Below are 18400 nucleotides of genomic sequence, written 5' to 3'. Positions count from 1 at the left end.
TTACCCCTTCGAGGCGGCCTGCAGCTTGGGGCCCGGCGCACTCGCCCCGACCGGCTTCGCACGCGGCAGCACCAGCGTCAGCAAGCGCAACAATTTAATCGCCTGGACTTCGTGGGGATGTACGTCCTCGTCTGCGGCAGCAACGCGCTCCGACAGCTCCACCAGATGCGACGACAGCGGCAGGTTCGAAACCGGTCGCAGCGTATCGATCACGACGTTGGCAAAATCCGGCTCTTCGAGCCGTTCGGCGAGTTCGTCGAACATCGCACGGAGCCGTTCGTCGCCGATGTGCGGCGCCAGCTTGCGGTCTCTGATGAAACGGATCACCTCGTCGCGTTCGACGGCTGAGACCCGCCGGTCGGCAACCGCGACCAGCGCGCCCACGATCACCACAGCGGCCGCGGCCTGCTCATTCAGGCTGGACGGTTCCGTGATCTCGATCGAATTTGAGGACTTGGTTCCGGACATCGTAGCTCCCTTAACTTGCGAAATAGCCGCACGGAGCTGCGATGGGGACGAATGGTCGGAGAAAACGAAACAGGGGCCCGACAATCGGCCGATCCATCGCATTCGCGCGGGACTGGTCATCCGACATCGCGAGGTTTGCCGACAAACGTCGACGTCCTCGCCAGAGGGGCCCGGATTCTTGTTCGTTTCAGAAATATAGGTACGCTTGTCGGAATCAAGGCGGACTGGCTGCGACCAGCCGCCGCATCCATTCGGCGTCGCGGGATCGGTCATGCGACCCTTTCGCAGCTGGAACCATGCGTCCGCGACAAGTGTTGATGCACCTCGCGACGCATCAACCGCCTGGCAGGAACCCGCATGTGCCGCTGGATCGCATACCGGGGCGAAACCACCTCGTTCGAGCCTTACGTCACCGAACCCGAGCATTCGCTGATTGCGCAGAGCATCCGCTCGCTTCAGTCCACGGCGGGCTCGAACGGAGACGGCTTTGGTCTCGGCTGGTATGGCGAGCACCCCGAGCCGGGCCTTTATCGCGAGACGCGCCCGGCGTGGTCGGACGAAAACCTGCGCTACCTCTGCCGGCATCTGCACTCGCATCTGTTCTTCGCTCATGTGCGTGCCGCAACCGGCACGGCCGTGACGCGGCAGAATTGTCACCCCTTTGCCTGCGGGCACTGGATGTTCATGCACAACGGGTTCGTCGGCAGCTGGAATCGGCTGCGGCGCAAAGTCGAGGCGCTGATTCCCGATGCCTACTATCCGTCGCGGCTGGGCACAACGGATTCGGAAGCCGTGTTCCTGGCCATGATGGGGGCGGGTCTCGAGCACGATCCGCTCGGCGCGACACAGTCCGTGCTGCAATCGCTCCTCGGATTCGTCAATGAAGGCGGGCTTCGCGAACGGCTGCGCTTTACCAGCGCGATTGCCAACGGCCGCGACCTCTACGCATTTCGGGTCTCGGTGAACGATGCCGCGAACACGCTCTACTTCCGCGAGGACGGCGGGCAAGTCATCGTCGTCTCCGAGCCGTTCGATAAGGAATCGGACTGGGCGGAAGTCCCGCCGAACCACGCCCTGATCGCGCGAGCGTCCGAAGCCGTCAAAATTGTTCCGTTCGACCCTGCAATTTCCAGTACATCGGGTGCGGAACCGGCCACAATCAGACGGATTATCGCCCGCAGGTAGTGACCGCGCCGGTGGCCAATGACATTTGCTTCAGACGTTTCAAAGCTGCTCCGTCTTGCCCCTTCCGAGGACAAGCAGCATGTCGTCATCCGTTCTGCCGGCGGCGGCGGCAATCCGGCGGAATATTCCTTCGGCATCGAGGAGGAATACTTCCTCGCTGACCGCCGCAGCTTCGAGGTCGCGATCCGCACGCCCAACGAGCTGTTCGAATCGGCAAACTGGTCGACCGGCGGCCAGGCCATGCGCGAGATGCTGCAATCGCAGCTCGAGGTCGCAACCAACGTTCATGTCGACGTGAACGACGCGCGCGAGGAGCTGCGCTTCCTGCGACGCGAGGTCGCGAACGTCGCTGCGCAATACGGCTTCGTGATCATGGCCTGCGGCACGCACCCGAGCGCAGTCTGGCGCATGTCGCAGCCGAGCCCGAAACCGCGCTACGAGGAGATGATCGAGGATCTGCGCAGCATCGGGCACCGCAACATGATGTGCGGCATGCATGTGCACGTGCAGTTGCCGGATCCCGAGAAGCGCATGGCGGTGATGCGGGCTATGCTGCCGCACCTGCCGTTGTTCATCGCGCTGTCGGCGTCCTCGCCGTTCTGGAATTCGCACAAGACCGGATTGAAGGGCTACCGCCTCGCGGCTTATTCCGAGCTGCCGCGCACCGGCCTGCCCGAATTGTTCGAAGGCAAGCAGGATTTCGACGCTTATGTCGGCGCGCTGCAGCGCTCCGGCGTGATCCCCGACGAAAGCCACATCTGGTGGGCGATGCGCCCCTCCATGAAGCATCCGACGCTGGAGCTTCGCGCACCCGACACCTGCACCTTCGTCGACGACGCGGTTGCCATCGCCTCGCTCTACCGCTGCCTGACGCGGCATCTCTATCAGCGCCCTCAGCTGTCCCGGGAGGTCACTGCGGTCGAGCGCGCGATCGCGGTCGAGAACAAATGGCGCGCCCAGCGCTACGGCACCGACTGCATCTTCGCCTCCAAGGACGGGCCGGTGACGATCTCGGAGCTGCTCACCGGGGTGATCGACGACATTGCGGAAGACGCAGCCGCACTGAACTGCTCCGCCGAGATCGAACACTGCCGCACCATCGTCGCGCGCGGCAGCTCGGCGGAATTCCAGCTTCGCGCCTATCGCGACAGCGGCGACGACATCGCAGCCGTGTCACAATGGATCGCTACCTCTACGCTGTCGGGAACGAGCGCGCCTGTGCGTCGCAGCGCTCCTGCACCGTCATAGCGCCCGCGCAAGCTTGCGCGACGAAAATGCCATTCCTGAATTACGGCGATCGTTGGAGAAGCGCATGAATCGCACCACACCCTGCAACGGCTGCGGCCATGCGCTTGTCCCGATGCTGACGGCCCACGGTCACACGGAGCCGAGCTGCCTCTGGTGCGAAGGCTTCGACGCGCGCGCCATGGACATGGCGAAATGGGCAGGCAGCCCGTCCGGCAAACCCGAGCCGGCGCTTCCGCGATCATTCGACTGAACCGTGCCGGGCGCCCGTCGCGGGGCCGGCTGCATGCGCTTTTGCAGGGCATGCCGACAAATTAGACAAGACAAGCCGCTGCGCCCACTGACGGCTTGCCCGGACAGGTCGGGCGAGATCGGCGCCACCTATTGTCTAACCTCAGGTACAATCTCGATTATTTGCGCGTCGCGTGCAGCCGGCGGACCAGCGCGCCGCATTGCGCTCCGGCTGGCCTGAAATTCGCAAGACAGCATCAGGCCAAGTCCCTGCCCGGCCACGATGAGGAGCGGCCAGTCACGTGCGCTCGGCTTCCGGGATGAATGGCCTCAGATCGGAGAATGCCATGAACGTGCATGCTGCCGGAGACATCAAATTCACCGGTCTCACCCATCCGAACGGCGCCCGGCTGCGTCTCAACGATCAGGACTTCGTGGCGATCGATCGCGACAAGAATGCGAATTTCGAGGCGACCTACCGGCCGCAGGCGCTCTACAACCGCGCCAACGAAGGCTTCCACGCCAACAACGAAACTTTCCTGCTGCACGAGGTCGCCACCAATCTGCCGATCTATCGGCCCGACACCGGCCCTACCGACTTCCATTTGCATCTGCCGCCGGGCGGCTTTCAGCTTGTGCTGGTCACCTCGGGCGCGTTCACCTTCGACTATGACGGCCGCTGGTACAATGTCGGCCCGGGCGCGGTGATGCTGCAAAGCGCGATCGTGCATCGCCAGCTGTTCTACACCTGGTCGGGCCTGTCGACCGAAGAGAATTTGAAGACGCCGCAGACGGTGGTGCCCGATCCGATCTCGATGGGCTATTCCGGCAAATTCCTCGAAGCCTTCATCACCGATCCCACCACCTTTCCGAACCCGACCATTGTCGGTCCGGATCAGATCAATGAGGACGAAACGCCGCGCGTGGCCTGGAGCCATCCGCTGCATGACCGCCCGGCCGATGCCGGCTTCTGGCTTCAGGATCCCCTGGCGCTCGACGCGCTGTTTAAGCCGCTCACCGATGGTCCTGTCAGATCGGCGATGCCGGTTTACGTGCGCGATATCGGCATCGAGATTCCGAGCGGGCGTCTCGTCACCGGCCACATCATCGCGACCGACCCGCGTGGCCACGCGCTCTTGCCGAAGAGCACGTCTGCCGCGGCGGACGCGACCTGCTTTGCCAAGGGCGAGGTCGTGATCTATCGCGTCATTCGCGGCACGGCCGAGTTCAAGAAAAAGTCCGGCGAGAGCTTTGAACTCTCTGCCGGCGACGTGGTGACGGCGGGCAAGGATTCCATCAGCCTGATCGGCGCCGGCGAAAACACCCAGGTCCTCCGCCTCGGCCTGCTCAAGGGAATGAACGAGCTGCGCAGCTGGACGGCGACGCAGCGCGACGAGATCGACGGCCTTGCCGGTCAGATCATTACGCAAAAGGACGTGCGTCCCCTGCGCACGGAAGGCAAGCCGGTCGGGTATTTGTACGGCTAGGCGGCTCGCAGTTAGGCGCCCGAGGCCTTCTGACGCAGAACTGGTACTTGGAGCAGCAGGCCGCGCGACAAGGATGCCTGATGCCCCGAGTTACGTAACGCCTCTGTAAGTGCTCCAGCTCGCAAGTCGCTTTGCTGTGTCGACGATCTCCTCTGGAGCCGTGATTCCGAGCTTCGCCAACAATCGCGCTCGCTGTTCTGCGATTTGCTTGCAGCTGCCTCCAAGCCGGACAGCGATCTCCGCGTCTGTTTTCCCGGCAGCCAGGCGCCTAAGAAAGCGCTTCTCGTGAGGGCTGAGCAAAATGTCGGTCATTTGCCTCTTGTCGTGTCTCGTGACTCCTCCGCTGCGACGGCGGTCAGAAGTTCGAACGGCCCTTCTTCGATAGTCGCGAGCGTCGGGCACGCTAGTTGGCAATCAAAAGCTTAGGGCGAGGACAGAAACGGCTGCGATTGTGAATATGCTGGCTGACACGGCGAGCACAAGATAAACACGGTATCGCATGGATTACATTTCCACCTGCCCGACAAACTTACATCGAACTCCTGCGGGCAAAGGTCCAAAAGTGAACGTTCGGCCTCACCGCGCAGAGTTGGCTTGCGCTCGCTGGGCCTCGATCCGCTCGCATTCGCGAACAGGTTCGGGATGCCATCTGCCGATGCGGGTGCTGCATGCGCAAGGTTGCCTCTGCCATCCCTACCAGGCAGTCATCATCGATCGTGGCCTGGCCGCGCTCCGCTGCATCAACGAACATTGGCAGGTTCTTTTCCGAATGCTTTCGCGCCTCCCGCTGTTGCGCTGGCGGGTCCATGGCCGAAGTTTACTTCGGAAGGCATTCGACGTTGTATGCGATGATGATCTGCGTTGGATCGGCTTTCCCTAGGCTCTTCAAATCTTCCAAACCGCTTCTAAGCTTGGCTCCGGCCTCGCTCAAGCTGCCTTCAAGTGTAGTCTTGGCCCTCCGGCATCGCTCCTCACTCGTGAACTCCTGGAACACGACGGTTGGGAGGAGCCTCCATTCCGCCTTGTCACTGGTGGCGGCGGGGCTGACTGAGTAGGAGAAGACGTACATCAGGACCCACATCCCCTTCCTCCTTACGTGATGCGCGCTGCTAGTTGGCCCCTCGACTGAGCCGCTCATGTCCTGTCGCCAATTGATGTAGATCAATTCCCTGCGGTTCTGATTGTCAAAATGGAGCTCAGGGAACAGTCGACCTTTGGGGCGATAGGCATGAAACGCTGGATGGGGCTTCTCATTACAATGCTCGTATTAGCTGGATCATGCTCAAGCGAGGCGGCCGCCGTACGGATCGCATACGATCCCGGCGGAAGGATCGGAAAATATATCGATCGTTATGAGCGGCTGCGCGCTTCAGGTCGGGACGTAATGATCGACGGCTTCTGCGCATCTGCCTGCACGATTGTCTTGGCGACCTTGCCCTCGAACAGGATTTGCGTCACTTCACGTGCAGAACTCGCGTTTCACGCCGCTTGGGACATTGGGCATCGCGGACAGCCCGTGACAAACCCCGGCGCGACGCGCATGATTTATTCGATGTATCCGGGGCCGGTGCGTCGCTGGATAGCCCAACGCGGCGGGTTAACGCGGCGAACGATATTTCTTAGTGGAGGCCCGCTGCAGGCCATGTATCGCTCGTGCCCCGTCTGAGCCAGCAAGCGAGAGAAGCTTCTTGGACGCTTGGCTCAGGGCAAGACTGACGGGCAAATGCGAAGGCACCGCGAAGAAGATTGCCCCTATTCGCAGCGGTCGCTGAGAGAGCGAGGGGCACGGCCGCCCCGCTCCCTCGCTTCTCTCAATACTGATACGGATATTGACCAGGGCAGACGTAGCTGCCGTAGGCATCGTAGTAGCAACCGCTGTTGTAATTGTTGTAGTACCCGTAGGCTCCCGCGGCCGCGGCGGCGCCTACAGCGGCAGCACCGTAACCCCAACCCGGCCGATAATAGCCGCCACCGTATCCCGGGTAACCCGCGATCGGTCGTCCCGGCCGGCCGGCGATTGGACGACCTGGATAGCCTGGACGTCCTGCTATTGGGTGCGAAGGCCGTGGACCTCCGGCCACTCGATAGCCCCGACCACCGTGGATGCGTCCTGCATGAACGGCGCCGCCTCGAACGTGGGCTGCCCTCATGCCGCCACCATGAAAGCCCCGCGCGCTCATGCCGCCGCCGTGAAAAACCTCCCCCACCGCGAAAGCCGCCACCTCCACCGCGGCGTGCAAATGCATCATCAGGAACAAGGCTGGCCGCAACGAGGATCGCGGCCGCAAAGCCGATCAGACTGTATCGAACCATAGCATCCTCCCGGGTAGTGAGGTGCCGGCGACTGCTGTCTTCAGAATTGAATGCTCGCGCCAGCGGCACCGGAGGCAATCAATTCTCTTCCAGCACCTTGCGCACTTGATTTAAGTCAATTGAGCAAGCCGCACCCGATCGATGGCGTGTTCCCGACAGGAACTTCCGCGCTCGCATTGCTCAGGAAAATGGACGGAGGTGCGGAACCGCATCATGCGGATCATGGGCATGCTTGCCCGCCTCCTCGCGGAGCGACGGGGAGACTAAGCAAGAGCTGCTCGCCTCTACTCCGCCGCCTGCCGCACGTGCCGTGCGGTCGGGGTGCGCATGGTGACGAGCTCTTCGGCCGCGGTCGGATGCAGCGCGATGGTCGCGTCGAAATCGGCCTTGGTCGCCTTCATCTTCACCGCGATCGCGACGGCTTGCGTGATCTCGGCGGCGGCATCGCCGACGATGTGGCAGCCGAGCACGCGGTCGGTCGCACCGTCGACCACGAGCTTCATCAGCACGCGGGTGTCGCGGCCGGACATCGTCGCCTTGATGGGCCGGAACGTCGTCTTGTAGATGTCGACGTGGCTGAATTGCGCGCGCGCCTCGGTTTCCGTCAGGCCGACCGTGCCGACCTCCGGCTGCGAGAACACCGCCGTCGGGATATTGGCGTGATCGACCTGCACCTCGCGCTTGCCGAACACCGTGTCGGCGAAGGCATGGCCCTCGCGGATCGCGACCGGCGTCAGGTTGAAGCGGTGGGTGACGTCGCCGATGGCATAGATGCTGTCGACCGAGCTCTTGGAGAAATGGTCGACCGCGATGCCGCCGTTCGCGGGATTGATGGCGACGCCGGCATTCTCCAGGCCGAGATTGGCGACGTTCGGATGGCGGCCGATCGCGAACATCACCTGGTCGGAGGCGAGGCTCGAGCCGTTCGACAAATGCGTGGTGAAGTCCTCGCCGTGGCGGTCGACCTTGGTCACGGTGCAGCCGGTGAGGATGGTGATGCCATGCTTCTCCATCTCGGCGCGGACATGGGTCCGGACATCCTCGTCGAAGCCGCGAAGAATGTTGTCGCCGCGATAGATCACCGTCACATCGGAGCCGAAGCCGGCGAAGATGCCGGCGAACTCCAGCGCGATATAGCCGCCGCCCTGGATCACGATCCGCTTCGGCAGCCTCGCAAGATGAAACGCCTCGTTGGAGGAGATCACGTGCTCGATGCCGGGGATCGCCGCGCCATGATTGGGCGCGCCGCCGGTGGCGATCAGGATGTACTTCGCCGTGACCTTCTTGTCGTTCTCGAGCAGGCGGACGGTGTGCTTGTTCTCGATCACCGCGCGGCACTTGACGATCTGCGCGCCTGATTTCTCGACATTGGCGGTGTAGGCCGCCTCCAGCCGCGCGATCTCCTTGTCCTTGTTGGCGATCAGCGTCGCCCATTCGAAGCTGGCGGGCGGAACGGTCCAGCCGAAGCCGGCGGCGTCCTCGAGTTCCTGACGGACATGCGAGCCGATCACGAACAGCTTCTTCGGCACGCAGCCGCGGATCACGCAGGTGCCGCCCATGCGGTACTCTTCCGCGATCATGACGCGGGCGCCGTAGCCGGCCGCGATGCGGGCGGCACGGACGCCGCCCGAGCCGCCACCGATGACGAAGAGGTCGACGTCGAAATCAGCCATTGTCCACTCCGACCCCTTTTCAGGAACGCCCCTTCAGATAGGTGCGCTCAGATCTCCTTGCCACGCTTGCGCATCTCGGCACGGAAGGCGCCCATCACGGTTTCCGAGAAGCCCTGGGCCCAGGTGTTCATGAACGCCATGCTCTGCCCGATCGCGCGCGGCTCGGCCTCGATCAGCTTCTTGCCCAGGGGCGACTTGTAGAAAACGACGAGGTCCTTCAGCTCCTGCTCGGTGAACTCGCTGGCATAAATCTGCGCCATGCCTTCGCCGATCTCGTTCTGGCGGCCGTTGAGCTGCTGGGCCACGATCGGGGCGACCTCGTTGAGGTCCTTCTGGTAATTGAGGTTCTGCTGGATCAGCGCGCCCTTGGTCTTCTCGACCATGCCTGGCACGGCGCCCGCATACATCCCGGCGGCGTTCTTGATCTGCAGAATTTCCTTGGCCGCCGCGATCGCCGCGGGCGAAGCCTTCGGCTGGGCCGGCGCCGCGGGAGCCTTCTGGCCCGCCTGCTGCGCCACGGCCGGGGCGGCCGAAAGAGCCAATCCCGCAACGAGAGCCGCAGCCGGCAAGAATTTCAAGACGTTCTTCATTCCTGGTCTCCTTTCGGCTTGCGCCGTTCAATCACGCGGATTCCGCCGCCGCCCGCCAGAACGGCCGAGCTGGCCAAGCCGATGAACAGCCCGTGCTCGACCACACCGGGAATGGCGCTCAACGCCTTGGCGAGACCGGGAGGATCCGTAATACGTCCGAGCTGGGCATCGACGATCCAGTGGCCGCCATCGGTGACGAAAACGTGGCCGTCCTTGGCCTTGCGGACCGCCATTTGCCCGGAAACGCCGCATTCGGCAAATGCCTTTTCGATGGCGCGGCGCGTCGCACCGAGCCCGAACGGGATGACCTCGACCGGCAGCGGAAACTTGCCGAGCGTCGGCACCCATTTGCTCTCGTCGGCAATCACGATCATGCGGTCCGAGGCGGCCGCCACGATCTTCTCGCGCAACAGCGCGCCGCCGCCGCCCTTGATCAGATTGAGCTCGGGATCGATCTCGTCGGCGCCGTCGATCGTGAGGTCGAGATGGTCGATCTCGTCCAGCGTCGTCAGCTTGACGCCGCAGCGTTCCGCATCGGCTCGCGTCGCCTCGGAGGTCGGCACGCCGATCACCTTGAGCCCGGCGGCAACGCGCTCGCCGAGCAACTCGACGAAGTGCTTGGCGGTCGAGCCGGTGCCGAGCCCGAGCTGCATGCCGTCGCGCACCTCCTCCAGCGCACGCGCCGCAGCCTGCCGCTTCAACTGGTCCATGGTCACGTGTGCGCCTGCCTTGTGAAGTCTCGGCCGATTCCGGCCGGTTTCGGGCGCCTATGTAGCCTCGTTTTTCCCCGGAGAACAGGGTCTGGGAACAGGCCTATAAGGTGATCTTATGGGCCCGCCCCTTGCGCGGATAGGACCGGGCCGGTAGCGCTGGGGAATCATGACCTCCTTCAAGACGACGTCCCCTCACACCATCGTCTTCGATCTCGACGGCACGCTGGTGGATACGGCGCCCGACCTGATCACGGCCCTCAATTACGTGCTCGACCGCGAAGGCCTGCCGCCGGTGCCGATGGCCTCGGCCCGCAACATGATCGGCGCCGGTGCCCGCAAGCTGATCGAGCGGGGGCTGGAAGCGGAGGGCCGCACCGTCACGCCCGCGGACATGGACCGGATGACCGCGAATTTCATCGCTTATTACGCCGACCATATCGCGGTGGAATCCCGCCCCTTCGAGGGTCTCGAGGCCGCGCTCGACCAGTTTTCGGCGCAAGGCCACCGCCTCGCGGTCTGCACCAACAAGCTGGAATGGCTGTCGAAGCGCCTGCTGGACCAGCTCGACCTCAGCCGCCGCTTCGCGGCGATCTGCGGGGCGGACACTTTTGGTGTCCAGAAGCCCGATCCGACCATTTTTCGCGAGACCGTGGCCCGGGCCGGCGGCGAGGTGAAGGCCAGCATCATGGTCGGCGATGCCGGAACCGATGTCGGTGTCGCCCGGCGAGCCGGCGTGCCCGTGATCGGGGTCAGCTTCGGCTACACCGACGTGCCGATCGCCGAGCTCAAGCCGGACCGCCTGATCCACCACATGCGCGACCTGCCGGCGGCCGTTAGCAGCCTAATGACGGCAAAGATTACGACAACCCATTGATATAACTAAAGTTTTTATCAGAAAGAGTCCGGCATCCAGAGGATTATCCACAGGGCCGCCTTCCCCGCGCCGCCATGGGCGCGAGCATATCTCGGTTTGCCAACGGGCCGAGGCCGACGCCGGCTTTGCGCGGAACCGGTTGCAAACCACACCCGACGAGCCGACGCAGCATTCCACGCGCGGCCACGCCAGGGCCGCACCCACGTATACCACCCGATTGTCCTAACCGCGTCCGATGCTTAGATTGTTTCGACCGCACCGCTGAAGCAGAGGTGCGCCCCGTCGCCGTAAAGTGACAAGGCATTTGCTATGAACGGACTTCCTGCGAGCCCCCGCGCCGCGCTGTCGAGCGCGATGACCGATCCGTTCGGGCGGACCATCACCTACTTGCGCGTCTCTGTCACCGACCGCTGCGACCTGCGCTGCTTCTACTGTATGTCCGAAGACATGACGTTCCTGCCCAAGGCGGACCTGCTGACGCTGGAGGAGCTCGATCGGCTCTGTACCGCCTTCATCGCCAAGGGCGTGAAGAAGCTGCGCCTCACCGGCGGCGAGCCCTTGGTCCGCCGCAACGTGATGTCGCTGGTGCGCTCGTTGTCGCGGCATCTGTCGAGCGGCGCGTTGAACGAGCTGACGCTGACCACCAACGGCACCCAGCTTGCGAAGCACGCGCGGGAGCTCGCCGATTGCGGCGTCCGCCGCATCAACGTCTCGCTCGACACCCTCGATCCCAAGAAGTTTCGCGAGATCACCCGCTGGGGCGAGATCGACAAGGTGCTGGAGGGCATCGAGGCCGCGCGCGCTGCAGGGCTTGCTGTGAAGATCAACGCCGTCGCCCTGAAGAACCTCAACGAGGACGAGCTGCCCGAGCTGATGCGCTGGGCCCACGGTAAGGGCATGGGCCTGACGCTGATCGAGGTGATGCCGATGGGCGAGATCGGATCGGGCCGCATCGACCAATATCTGCCGCTATCGCTGGTGCGCGCCCGCCTCGCACAGCAATTCACGCTGACGGATCTGGCCGAGACCACCGGCGGGCCGGCACGCTATGTCAGCGTCGCCGAGACCGGCGGCAAGCTCGGCTTCATCACGCCGATGACCCATAATTTCTGCGAATCCTGCAACCGTGTGCGCATCACCTGCACCGGAACGCTGCACACCTGCCTCGGCCACGAGGATGCCTCCGATTTGCGCAAACCTCTGCGTGCATCCGGCGACGATCTATTGCTTGCGGATGCGATCGACCGCGCCATCGGCCTGAAACCCAAGGGCCACGACTTCATCATCGACCGCCGCCACGACCGTCCGAGCGTTTCCCGGCACATGAGCGTCACGGGCGGCTAACTCCGTACAGTTCCGGCCTTATTCCCCTTAACTATCAACAAACTTCCGATTGACTGACGGCACGCCCGCTGGTTTGGTGCGGCGGCCTCATGCCTGCGCGGCGAGATAAGCCACGCGCCATCTCGGCGCAGTCAAGACGGCCGGGGCACAATCGGGGGAGGACCTATCGTTGCAAGCGCTCCTTAAGTTGAGCAGCAGAATCGACGCGTTCACGCGCTGGACCGGCAAGCGTATTGCGTGGCTGATCGTGCTCGCCGTTATCATCTCGGCAGTCAACGCGATCATCCGCAAGACGTTTGACACGTCGTCCAATTCGTGGCTCGAGCTGCAATGGGTGCTGTTCAGCATCGTCTTCCTGCTCTGTTCGCCCTGGACGCTGCTCGACAATGAGCACATTCGCATCGACATCGTGAACAACACGCTGCCGAAGAAGGCGCGCAACGTCATCGACGTCGTCGGTCACGTGTTCTTCCTCACTCCGATCTGTATCGTCATGATCATTACCGGAGTGCCGTTCTTCCTTCGCTCCTTCCAGATCAACGAACAATCCGGCAATGCCGGCGGCCTGCCGCAATGGCCCGCCAAAGCCCTGATCATGATCGGGTTCGCTTTTCTGCTGGTGCAAGGCATCTCCGAGCTGATCAAGCGGATTGCAGTGATGCGCGGCTTGATACCGGACCCGCACGAATCACAGGTGTCGGCGCTGGAAGCGGAAGTCGAGCATCTCGTCGAAGCGATCGAGAAGAAGTAGCCGTTGGCGACGGTGTAAGGGGAATCCATGACCGCATTCATCATCGCCAATATGGCGCCCATCATGTTCGTGTCGCTGGTCGTCATGCTGCTGCTGGGCTATCCGGCGGCATTCTCGCTCGGCGCCGTCGGCCTGTTCTTCGCCATCATCGGCGTCGAGCTCGGCCAGTTTCACCCCGACTTCCTCCAGGCCTTGCCGGAGCGCGTCTATGGCGTGATGAACAACGACACGCTGCTCGCGATCCCCTTCTTCACCTTCATGGGATTGGTGCTGGAGCGGTCGGGCATGGCCGAGGACCTGCTCGACACCATCGGCCAGCTGTTCGGCACGATCCGCGGCGGCCTCGCCTATGCCGTGATCTTCGTCGGCGCGCTGCTCGCTGCGACCACCGGCGTGGTCGCGGCGTCCGTGATCTCGATGGGCCTGATCTCGCTGCCGATCATGCTGCGCTATGGCTATGATCGCCGCGTGGCCGCCGGCGTCATCGCCGCCTCCGGCACGCTCGCGCAAATCATTCCACCCTCCCTCGTCCTGATCGTGATGGCCGACCAGCTCGGCAAGTCCGTGGGCGACATGTACGAGGGCGCCTTCATCCCCGGCCTCGTGCTCGCTGGCCTCTACGCGCTCTACGCTTTCCTCGTCAGCATGATCTGGCCGAAGGCGACGCCCGGCCTGCCGAAGGACGCCATCGGCTTCCGCGAAGACAACGGCGATCGCGGCCTCGTTTCGCTCGGTGTGCTGTTCCTCGCGAGCTGCGCGTTCGGATGGTTCATGATGCGCAGTTCAACCACTCGCGGCGCCGATTACGTCGTGCTCAGCATGTTCTACGGCATCATCTTCGCATTCGCCGTCGCCGTGCTGAACTGGGTGGTGGACAAGCTGACTGGATTCCGTTTCCTCTCGAAGATGGCGCAGCAAACCACCTTCGTCATGGTGCCGCCGCTGTTCCTGATCTTCCTGGTGCTGGGCACCATCTTCATCGGCATCGCCACGCCGACCGAAGGCGGTGCGATGGGTGCCGCCGGCGCCCTCATTCTAGGTGCCGTGAAGCGGCGGCTGAGCTGGGACCTGATCCGGCAGGCCACGGAATCGACCGCCAAGCTGTCGGCCTTCGTCGTGTTCATCCTGGTCGGCGCCCGCATCTTTTCGCTCACCTTCTACGGGGTCAACGGTCACGTCTGGGTCGAGCATCTGCTCACCTCGCTGCCGGGCGGCCAGATCGGCTTCCTGATCTTCGTCAACGCGCTCGTATTCGTACTGGCCTTCTTCCTCGACTTCTTCGAGCTGGCCTTCATCGTGATTCCGCTGCTGGGACCGGCGGCCGAGAAGCTCGGCATCGACCTGATCTGGTTCGGCGTCATTCTCGGCGTCAACATGCAGACCTCGTTCATGCACCCGCCGTTCGGATTCGCGCTGTTCTATCTCCGGTCCGTCGCGCCGAAGGAGCGATACACCGATCGCGTCACCGGCAAGCGGATGGACCCCGTCACCACCGGCCAGATCTATTGGGGTGCGGTGCCCTTCGTCGTCATCCAGATCATCATGGTCGGCCTCGTGATCGCGTTCCCGTCGATGGTGATGCACTACAAGGGCGTGCAGACGAATATCGATCCCTCTACGATCAAGATCGAGGTCCCGCAGATCGAGCTGCCGCCGCTGGATCTCGGCCCACCGCAGAAGTAGCGGGAACGAGGCTCGCCGTCATGCTCCGCTATCGCGGCGCATGACGCGCCTCGGCGCGTGACAAGCAGCGAAATCGGAGGCATACCGGCCGTCCCCCCACCCCGCATGGATGGCCGCTCATGCCCCGATCGCACCCCGCTTCCACGTTCCTTGGAACGTTGATCGCCTCACTCTGGCTGTCTGCCGCAACGCTGGTGCAGGCCGAGCCGGTCGCCGACGTCCATGCGCTGGCGCAGAACGAAACGCAGCCGCTGCTCGACACGCTGCGCGATCTCGTCAACATCGAATCCGGCAGCAAGGACATCGAAGGCCTGAACCAGATCGCCGAGCGCATTGCCGGTCAGCTCAAGCAACTCGGCGGCATGGTGGAGATCCTGCAGCCGACTGACATCTATCGCCTCGACGACACCCCCGAAAAGATCGGGCCGGCCGTGCACGCCGTGTTCAAGGGCACGGGGTCCAAGAAGATCATGCTGATTGCCCACATGGACACGGTGTACTTGAAGGGCATGCTGAAGGACCAGCCGTTCCGCATCGACGGCGACAAGGCCTACGGGCTCGGCATTGCCGACGACAAGCAGGGCATCGCGCTCATTCTCCATACCGTGGCATTGCTGCAGAAGCTGAACTTCAGGGATTACGGCACGCTCACAGTGCTCACGAACGGCGACGAGGAGATCTCCTCGCCCGGCTGGCGCAGCACCATCACCAGGCTCGCATCGGATCAGGACGTGGTGTTCTCGTTCGAAGGCGGCGGCACCGACGGCACGCTGCGCCTCGCCACCAGCGGCATCGGCTCGGCCTATCTCACCGTGCATGGCAAGTCGTCACATGCCGGCGCACGGCCCGAAGGCGGCGTGAATGCGCTGTACGAGCTCTCGCACCAGGTGCTGCAGATGAAGGACTTGTCCAAGCCCGAGCAGGGCCTGAAGCTGAACTGGACGGTGTCCAAGTCCGGGACCAACCGTAATGTGATCCCTGCCGAGGCGACGGCCCAGGCCGACGCGCGCGCCCTCAAGGTGTCCGACTTCGACGAGTTGCAGAAGGCGCTGCAGGACAAGATCAAGAATCGCCTGCTGCCCGATTCCAGGGTCGAGCTGAAGTTCGAGGTGCGGCGCCCGCCGCTCGAACCCAGCGAGGCCTCGCGCCGGGTGGCGGCCTATGGCAAGACGATCTATGGGGAGATCGGACTGACCCTCAAGGTCGACGAGAAGGCCATCGGCGGCGGCACCGACGCGGCTTTCGCCGCGCTGCAATCCAAGGGAGCGGTGGTGGAAGGCATGGGATTGTCGAGCTTCGGCGCGCACTCCAACGACGCCGAATATGTGCAGATCGACAGCATCGTGCCGCGGCTTTATCTGACGACGCGCATGATCATGGACCTGTCCACCGGCAAGCTGAAATAGCGGCTCCGCGTCTTTCCTTCTCCCTTGTGGGAGAAGGTGGCGCGAAGCGCCGGATGAGGGCTCTCTCTCGGCGAATTCAATTGAGAGTGAGACTCGCGGAGAGAACCCCCCACCCGTCTCGCCGCTACGCGGCGCGCCACCCTCTCCCACTAGGCAGCACTAAGGCATTTGAAGTTCTTCGCTGCGGCCATCCTTCGAGACGCCCGCTTTAGGCGGGCTCCTCAGGATGAGGACGGAGTGCGCGGCAGCCGTTCAACGGGCACCGACCCTGATTAGCCTCATCCTGAGGAGGCGCATCAGCGCCGTCTCGAAGGACGAGGCGTGCGCGCAGATCGCCGCCACAAGTCATATGCGATTGCCCTGCACAACAAGGGGAGAGGGTAAAGAGGTAGTTTTGTTCGCCAGCCGAAACCGCAGCGTGAACTCCGCACCGCCGCCGGGGAGGTTCTGCACCGCGACCGTGGCGGCGTGATCGTCCGCCACGGCGCGCACGATCGAGAGTCCTAGCCCCGCGCCGTCACTGCGCCGGCGGTCGGCGCGCCAGAAGCGCTGGAAGATCAGCTCGCGCTCAGCCTCCGCAATCCCCGGGCCGGAATCGCGCACGCGCACCGAACCGTCCTCCCCCACCTCGGCCTCGACGGTGGTGCCCTCCGCCGTGAACTTGATGGCGTTTTCGGCAAGATTGAACACCGCGCGCTGCAGCATCTCCGAATTGCCGTGGATCAGGACCGGCGCGTCGGTGCCCTTCAGCGCGATGTCCTTGCGTTGGGCAATCGCGAACGGGGCGATCGAGCCGACCACCTCGGCACAGACGGCGCGCAAATCCGCGGTCTCGCCGGGATCGAGCACCAGGGTGTCGAGCTCGGCGATCTCCAGCAGCTGGGCGACGATCCGGCTCATGGCCTCGATGTCGGCATGCAGCGCCTGCCGTTCGGCGCCGTCGCCGAGCGTCTCGATCCGCGTGCGCAGGATTGCGAGCGGCGTGCGCAATTGATGCGCGGCATCCGCCGTGAACTGCCGCTGCACGCGAAAGCCGGCCTCGAGGCGGTCGAGCGCCTGGTTCACGGCGGTGACCAGCGGCACGATCTCGCGCGGAATCCGCGCCGTCGGCAGCCGGATGTCGGTGCGCGCGGGGCCGATATTGCTGGCATCCTGCGATGCCTTCCACAGCGGCGCGATCGCGCGGCGGAAGATGATGATGTCGGTGGCAAGCAGGACCAGGAGGATGGGGATGGTGATCCAGCCGACCCGCCGGAAGAAGTTCGAGATGATGTCGTCGATGATGACGTCGCGGTGCGCGAGGTCCTCGGCGACTTGAATGCGCACCGTCCTGCCGGCAATGTCCCGGGTGACGCCGGCGCCGGAGATGGTCTCGGAGAAGCGTGATGGCGCCGCAGCGGCGGAACGCCGGTGCGAGGAGAACAGCGATCTTCCGTCGGAATCGCGAATGTCGAACTGGTAGCGGCCGTAAGCGTCCGAATAAAGACCCTTGAGGCTGTCGGGCAGGTTGAAGGTCAACGTGCCGTCCGGCTGCGCGACGATGCGCTCCGCCAGCACCTCGGCCTGCGCGCGCATGGCATCGCGATGCAGCTGGTCGATCTCGGAGTTGAGTAGCCAGAACAACACCAGCGGCAGGAAGATCGCGACCACCGCGACCGCGACGATGTGCAGGAACACGATGCGCGAGATCAGCGATTTGAAGGTCAGCGATCCGGCACGGCCCGCGGCGGGCACGTTATTTCTCCTCGGTCATGAGATAGCCGACGCCACGGATAGTATGGATCACAACCTTGGCGCCGTGCTCGGTCAGCTGCTTGCGCAACCGTGACACGTAGACCTCGACCGCGTTGGAGGCGACCTCGCCGTCGAGCCCGAAGATGTGGTCCTCGACGTTCTTCTTCGGTACCACCCGCCCCTGTCGGCGCAGCAGGATTTCGAGCACCGAGGTCTCGCGCGCGGAGATAATCCGCGGCTGGTCGTCGACGAAGATCTGCCGGCTCTCGGTGTCATAGACGAGGTTGGCGAGAGTGAGCGAGCGGCCGAGCAACTGGCCGGGGCGGCGCAAGATGGCCTCCAGCCGCGCTACCAGCTCCTCCATCGCAAACGGTTTTGCCAGATAATCATCGGCGCCGCTGCGTAGGCCGGTGACACGGTCCTGCAAGCCGCCGCGCGCAGTCAGCACCAGAACCGGCAGCGGCTCCATCTGGTGACGCAACTCGCGCAGCACCGACAGGCCGTCGCCGTCGGGCAGGCCGAGGTCGAGGATCATCGCGGCATAGCTGACGCTGTTCACCGCCTCGCGCGCCTCGGCCGCGCTGCCCACGATGTCGCTCTCATAGCCGGCTGCGGCCAGCCCACCAGCCACGAGCCGCGACAGCTCCGCATTGTCCTCGACGATCAGAAGCCGCATCGCATATCCGCTGATAGCCCGGTGTCA

At 63.8% G+C, this 18400-nt stretch carries 18 protein-coding genes and 1 pseudogene; 10 read left to right on the top strand and 9 right to left on the bottom strand.

Annotation, left to right across the window (positions count from 1 at the left end):
* Nucleotides 1-468: a tellurite resistance TerB family protein gene (locus ACVWYQ_RS00885; RefSeq protein ID WP_128262299.1), complete on the bottom strand. Its 468-nt coding sequence runs from the start codon at nucleotides 466-468 to the stop codon at nucleotides 1-3.
* 357 nt (nucleotides 469-825) lie between these two features.
* Between ACVWYQ_RS00885 and ACVWYQ_RS00880 the strand changes: the two genes are divergently transcribed.
* From ACVWYQ_RS00880 to ACVWYQ_RS00865, 4 genes are all read left to right on the top strand, one after another.
* Entirely contained in the window at nucleotides 826-1653 is an 828-nt protein-coding gene (locus tag ACVWYQ_RS00880) for a class II glutamine amidotransferase (RefSeq protein WP_157282332.1), read from the top strand.
* A gap of 18 nt (nucleotides 1654-1671) precedes the next feature.
* Nucleotides 1672-2901 (top strand): carboxylate-amine ligase, encoded by a 1230-nt coding sequence (locus tag ACVWYQ_RS00875; RefSeq protein WP_157282333.1) that lies wholly within the window; start codon nucleotides 1672-1674, stop codon nucleotides 2899-2901.
* Between the two features lie 64 nt (nucleotides 2902-2965).
* Nucleotides 2966-3151, top strand: coding sequence for a hypothetical protein (locus ACVWYQ_RS00870; protein ID WP_128262302.1), 186 nt, complete (start codon nucleotides 2966-2968; stop codon nucleotides 3149-3151).
* Nucleotides 3152-3476: 325 nt separating this feature from the next.
* The gene (locus tag ACVWYQ_RS00865; protein ID WP_404541828.1) at nucleotides 3477-4616 is read left to right on the top strand and encodes a hypothetical protein; all 1140 of its coding nucleotides are present in this window, start codon (nucleotides 3477-3479) and stop codon (nucleotides 4614-4616) included.
* 90 nt (nucleotides 4617-4706) lie between these two features.
* Here the strand turns inward: ACVWYQ_RS00865 and ACVWYQ_RS00860 are convergent, their stop codons facing one another.
* Nucleotides 4707-4928, bottom strand: a complete 222-nt coding sequence (locus ACVWYQ_RS00860; RefSeq protein ID WP_157282336.1) for a LuxR C-terminal-related transcriptional regulator — start codon at nucleotides 4926-4928, stop codon at nucleotides 4707-4709.
* 505 nt (nucleotides 4929-5433) lie between these two features.
* Nucleotides 5434-5697 (bottom strand): hypothetical protein, encoded by a 264-nt coding sequence (locus ACVWYQ_RS00855; protein WP_271547236.1) that lies wholly within the window; start codon nucleotides 5695-5697, stop codon nucleotides 5434-5436.
* A gap of 147 nt (nucleotides 5698-5844) precedes the next feature.
* Here ACVWYQ_RS00855 and ACVWYQ_RS00850 point away from each other — a divergent pair, with 147 nt between their 5' ends.
* Complete coding sequence (locus ACVWYQ_RS00850) at nucleotides 5845-6282, top strand: hypothetical protein (RefSeq protein ID WP_271547282.1); 438 nt, start codon at nucleotides 5845-5847, stop codon at nucleotides 6280-6282.
* A gap of 145 nt (nucleotides 6283-6427) precedes the next feature.
* On the opposite strand, the pseudogene ACVWYQ_RS00845 reads toward ACVWYQ_RS00850, so the two are convergent.
* The 4 genes and pseudogenes from ACVWYQ_RS00845 to rpiA all read right to left on the bottom strand — a co-directional run bounded on the left by ACVWYQ_RS00845 (nucleotide 6428) and on the right by rpiA (nucleotide 9908).
* Nucleotides 6428-6929: pseudogene (locus ACVWYQ_RS00845) on the bottom strand (hypothetical protein).
* A 284-nt stretch (nucleotides 6930-7213) separates the two neighbouring features.
* Nucleotides 7214-8602: a glutathione-disulfide reductase gene (gene gor, locus ACVWYQ_RS00840; RefSeq protein WP_456725349.1), complete on the bottom strand. Its 1389-nt coding sequence runs from the start codon at nucleotides 8600-8602 to the stop codon at nucleotides 7214-7216.
* A gap of 47 nt (nucleotides 8603-8649) precedes the next feature.
* On the bottom strand, nucleotides 8650-9192 hold the full coding sequence (locus ACVWYQ_RS00835) for a DUF2059 domain-containing protein (protein WP_275500209.1): 543 nt from the start codon (nucleotides 9190-9192) through the stop codon (nucleotides 8650-8652).
* Nucleotides 9189-9908: a ribose-5-phosphate isomerase RpiA gene (gene rpiA, locus ACVWYQ_RS00830; protein ID WP_456725348.1), complete on the bottom strand. Its 720-nt coding sequence runs from the start codon at nucleotides 9906-9908 to the stop codon at nucleotides 9189-9191. The genes ACVWYQ_RS00835 and rpiA overlap by 4 nt, the downstream gene beginning before the upstream one ends.
* A gap of 163 nt (nucleotides 9909-10071) precedes the next feature.
* Here rpiA and ACVWYQ_RS00825 point away from each other — a divergent pair, with 163 nt between their 5' ends.
* The 5 genes from ACVWYQ_RS00825 (at nucleotide 10072) to ACVWYQ_RS00805 (ending at nucleotide 15963) form a co-directional block, all read left to right on the top strand.
* Complete coding sequence (locus ACVWYQ_RS00825) at nucleotides 10072-10779, top strand: HAD family hydrolase (RefSeq protein ID WP_157282341.1); 708 nt, start codon at nucleotides 10072-10074, stop codon at nucleotides 10777-10779.
* Between the two features lie 309 nt (nucleotides 10780-11088).
* A complete protein-coding gene (gene moaA / locus ACVWYQ_RS00820; RefSeq protein ID WP_157282342.1) occupies nucleotides 11089-12123 on the top strand; it encodes a GTP 3',8-cyclase MoaA in 1035 nt (344 codons plus the stop codon).
* A 169-nt stretch (nucleotides 12124-12292) separates the two neighbouring features.
* On the top strand, nucleotides 12293-12874 hold the full coding sequence (locus ACVWYQ_RS00815) for a TRAP transporter small permease subunit (RefSeq protein ID WP_157282343.1): 582 nt from the start codon (nucleotides 12293-12295) through the stop codon (nucleotides 12872-12874).
* A gap of 27 nt (nucleotides 12875-12901) precedes the next feature.
* The gene (locus ACVWYQ_RS00810) at nucleotides 12902-14557 is read left to right on the top strand and encodes a TRAP transporter large permease (RefSeq protein WP_271547243.1); all 1656 of its coding nucleotides are present in this window, start codon (nucleotides 12902-12904) and stop codon (nucleotides 14555-14557) included.
* A 119-nt stretch (nucleotides 14558-14676) separates the two neighbouring features.
* Nucleotides 14677-15963, top strand: coding sequence for a M20/M25/M40 family metallo-hydrolase (locus ACVWYQ_RS00805; RefSeq protein ID WP_456725347.1), 1287 nt, complete (start codon nucleotides 14677-14679; stop codon nucleotides 15961-15963).
* 345 nt (nucleotides 15964-16308) lie between these two features.
* On the opposite strand, the gene ACVWYQ_RS00800 is transcribed toward ACVWYQ_RS00805, so the two are convergent.
* Nucleotides 16309-17697 carry a sensor histidine kinase gene (locus ACVWYQ_RS00800; protein WP_404541842.1) on the bottom strand — a complete coding sequence of 463 codons (1389 nt, stop codon included), beginning with the start codon at nucleotides 17695-17697 and terminating at the stop codon, nucleotides 16309-16311.
* 1 nt (nucleotide 17698) lies between these two features.
* Nucleotides 17699-18373, bottom strand: a complete 675-nt coding sequence (locus tag ACVWYQ_RS00795; RefSeq protein WP_157282346.1) for a response regulator transcription factor — start codon at nucleotides 18371-18373, stop codon at nucleotides 17699-17701.
* Nucleotides 18374-18400 lie beyond the last annotated feature (27 nt).

The sequence above is a fragment of the Bradyrhizobium sp. USDA 3397 genome, assembly GCF_054060965.1.
The sequence above is the reverse complement of the archived record's forward strand: the minus strand, read 5'-3'. Positions and strand labels throughout refer to the sequence as shown.

Bases quoted from the DNA above. Each gene is read 5' to 3' on its own strand.
- ACVWYQ_RS00885 (WP_128262299.1), bottom strand. From the start codon at position 468: ATGTCCGGAACCAAGTCCTCAAATTCGATCGAGATCACGGAACCGTCC.
- ACVWYQ_RS00880 (WP_157282332.1), top strand. From the start codon at position 826: ATGTGCCGCTGGATCGCATACCGGGGCGAAACCACCTCGTTCGAGCCT.
- ACVWYQ_RS00875 (WP_157282333.1), top strand. From the start codon at position 1,672: ATGACATTTGCTTCAGACGTTTCAAAGCTGCTCCGTCTTGCCCCTTCC.
- ACVWYQ_RS00870 (WP_128262302.1), top strand. From the start codon at position 2,966: ATGAATCGCACCACACCCTGCAACGGCTGCGGCCATGCGCTTGTCCCG.
- ACVWYQ_RS00865 (WP_404541828.1), top strand. From the start codon at position 3,477: ATGAACGTGCATGCTGCCGGAGACATCAAATTCACCGGTCTCACCCAT.
- ACVWYQ_RS00860 (WP_157282336.1), bottom strand. From the start codon at position 4,928: ATGACCGACATTTTGCTCAGCCCTCACGAGAAGCGCTTTCTTAGGCGC.
- ACVWYQ_RS00855 (WP_271547236.1), bottom strand. From the start codon at position 5,697: ATGTGGGTCCTGATGTACGTCTTCTCCTACTCAGTCAGCCCCGCCGCC.
- ACVWYQ_RS00850 (WP_271547282.1), top strand. From the start codon at position 5,845: ATGAAACGCTGGATGGGGCTTCTCATTACAATGCTCGTATTAGCTGGA.
- gor (WP_456725349.1), bottom strand. From the start codon at position 8,602: ATGGCTGATTTCGACGTCGACCTCTTCGTCATCGGTGGCGGCTCGGGC.
- ACVWYQ_RS00835 (WP_275500209.1), bottom strand. From the start codon at position 9,192: ATGAAGAACGTCTTGAAATTCTTGCCGGCTGCGGCTCTCGTTGCGGGA.
- ACVWYQ_RS00825 (WP_157282341.1), top strand. From the start codon at position 10,072: ATGACCTCCTTCAAGACGACGTCCCCTCACACCATCGTCTTCGATCTC.
- moaA (WP_157282342.1), top strand. From the start codon at position 11,089: ATGAACGGACTTCCTGCGAGCCCCCGCGCCGCGCTGTCGAGCGCGATG.
- ACVWYQ_RS00810 (WP_271547243.1), top strand. From the start codon at position 12,902: ATGACCGCATTCATCATCGCCAATATGGCGCCCATCATGTTCGTGTCG.
- ACVWYQ_RS00805 (WP_456725347.1), top strand. From the start codon at position 14,677: ATGCCCCGATCGCACCCCGCTTCCACGTTCCTTGGAACGTTGATCGCC.
- ACVWYQ_RS00795 (WP_157282346.1), bottom strand. From the start codon at position 18,373: ATGCGGCTTCTGATCGTCGAGGACAATGCGGAGCTGTCGCGGCTCGTG.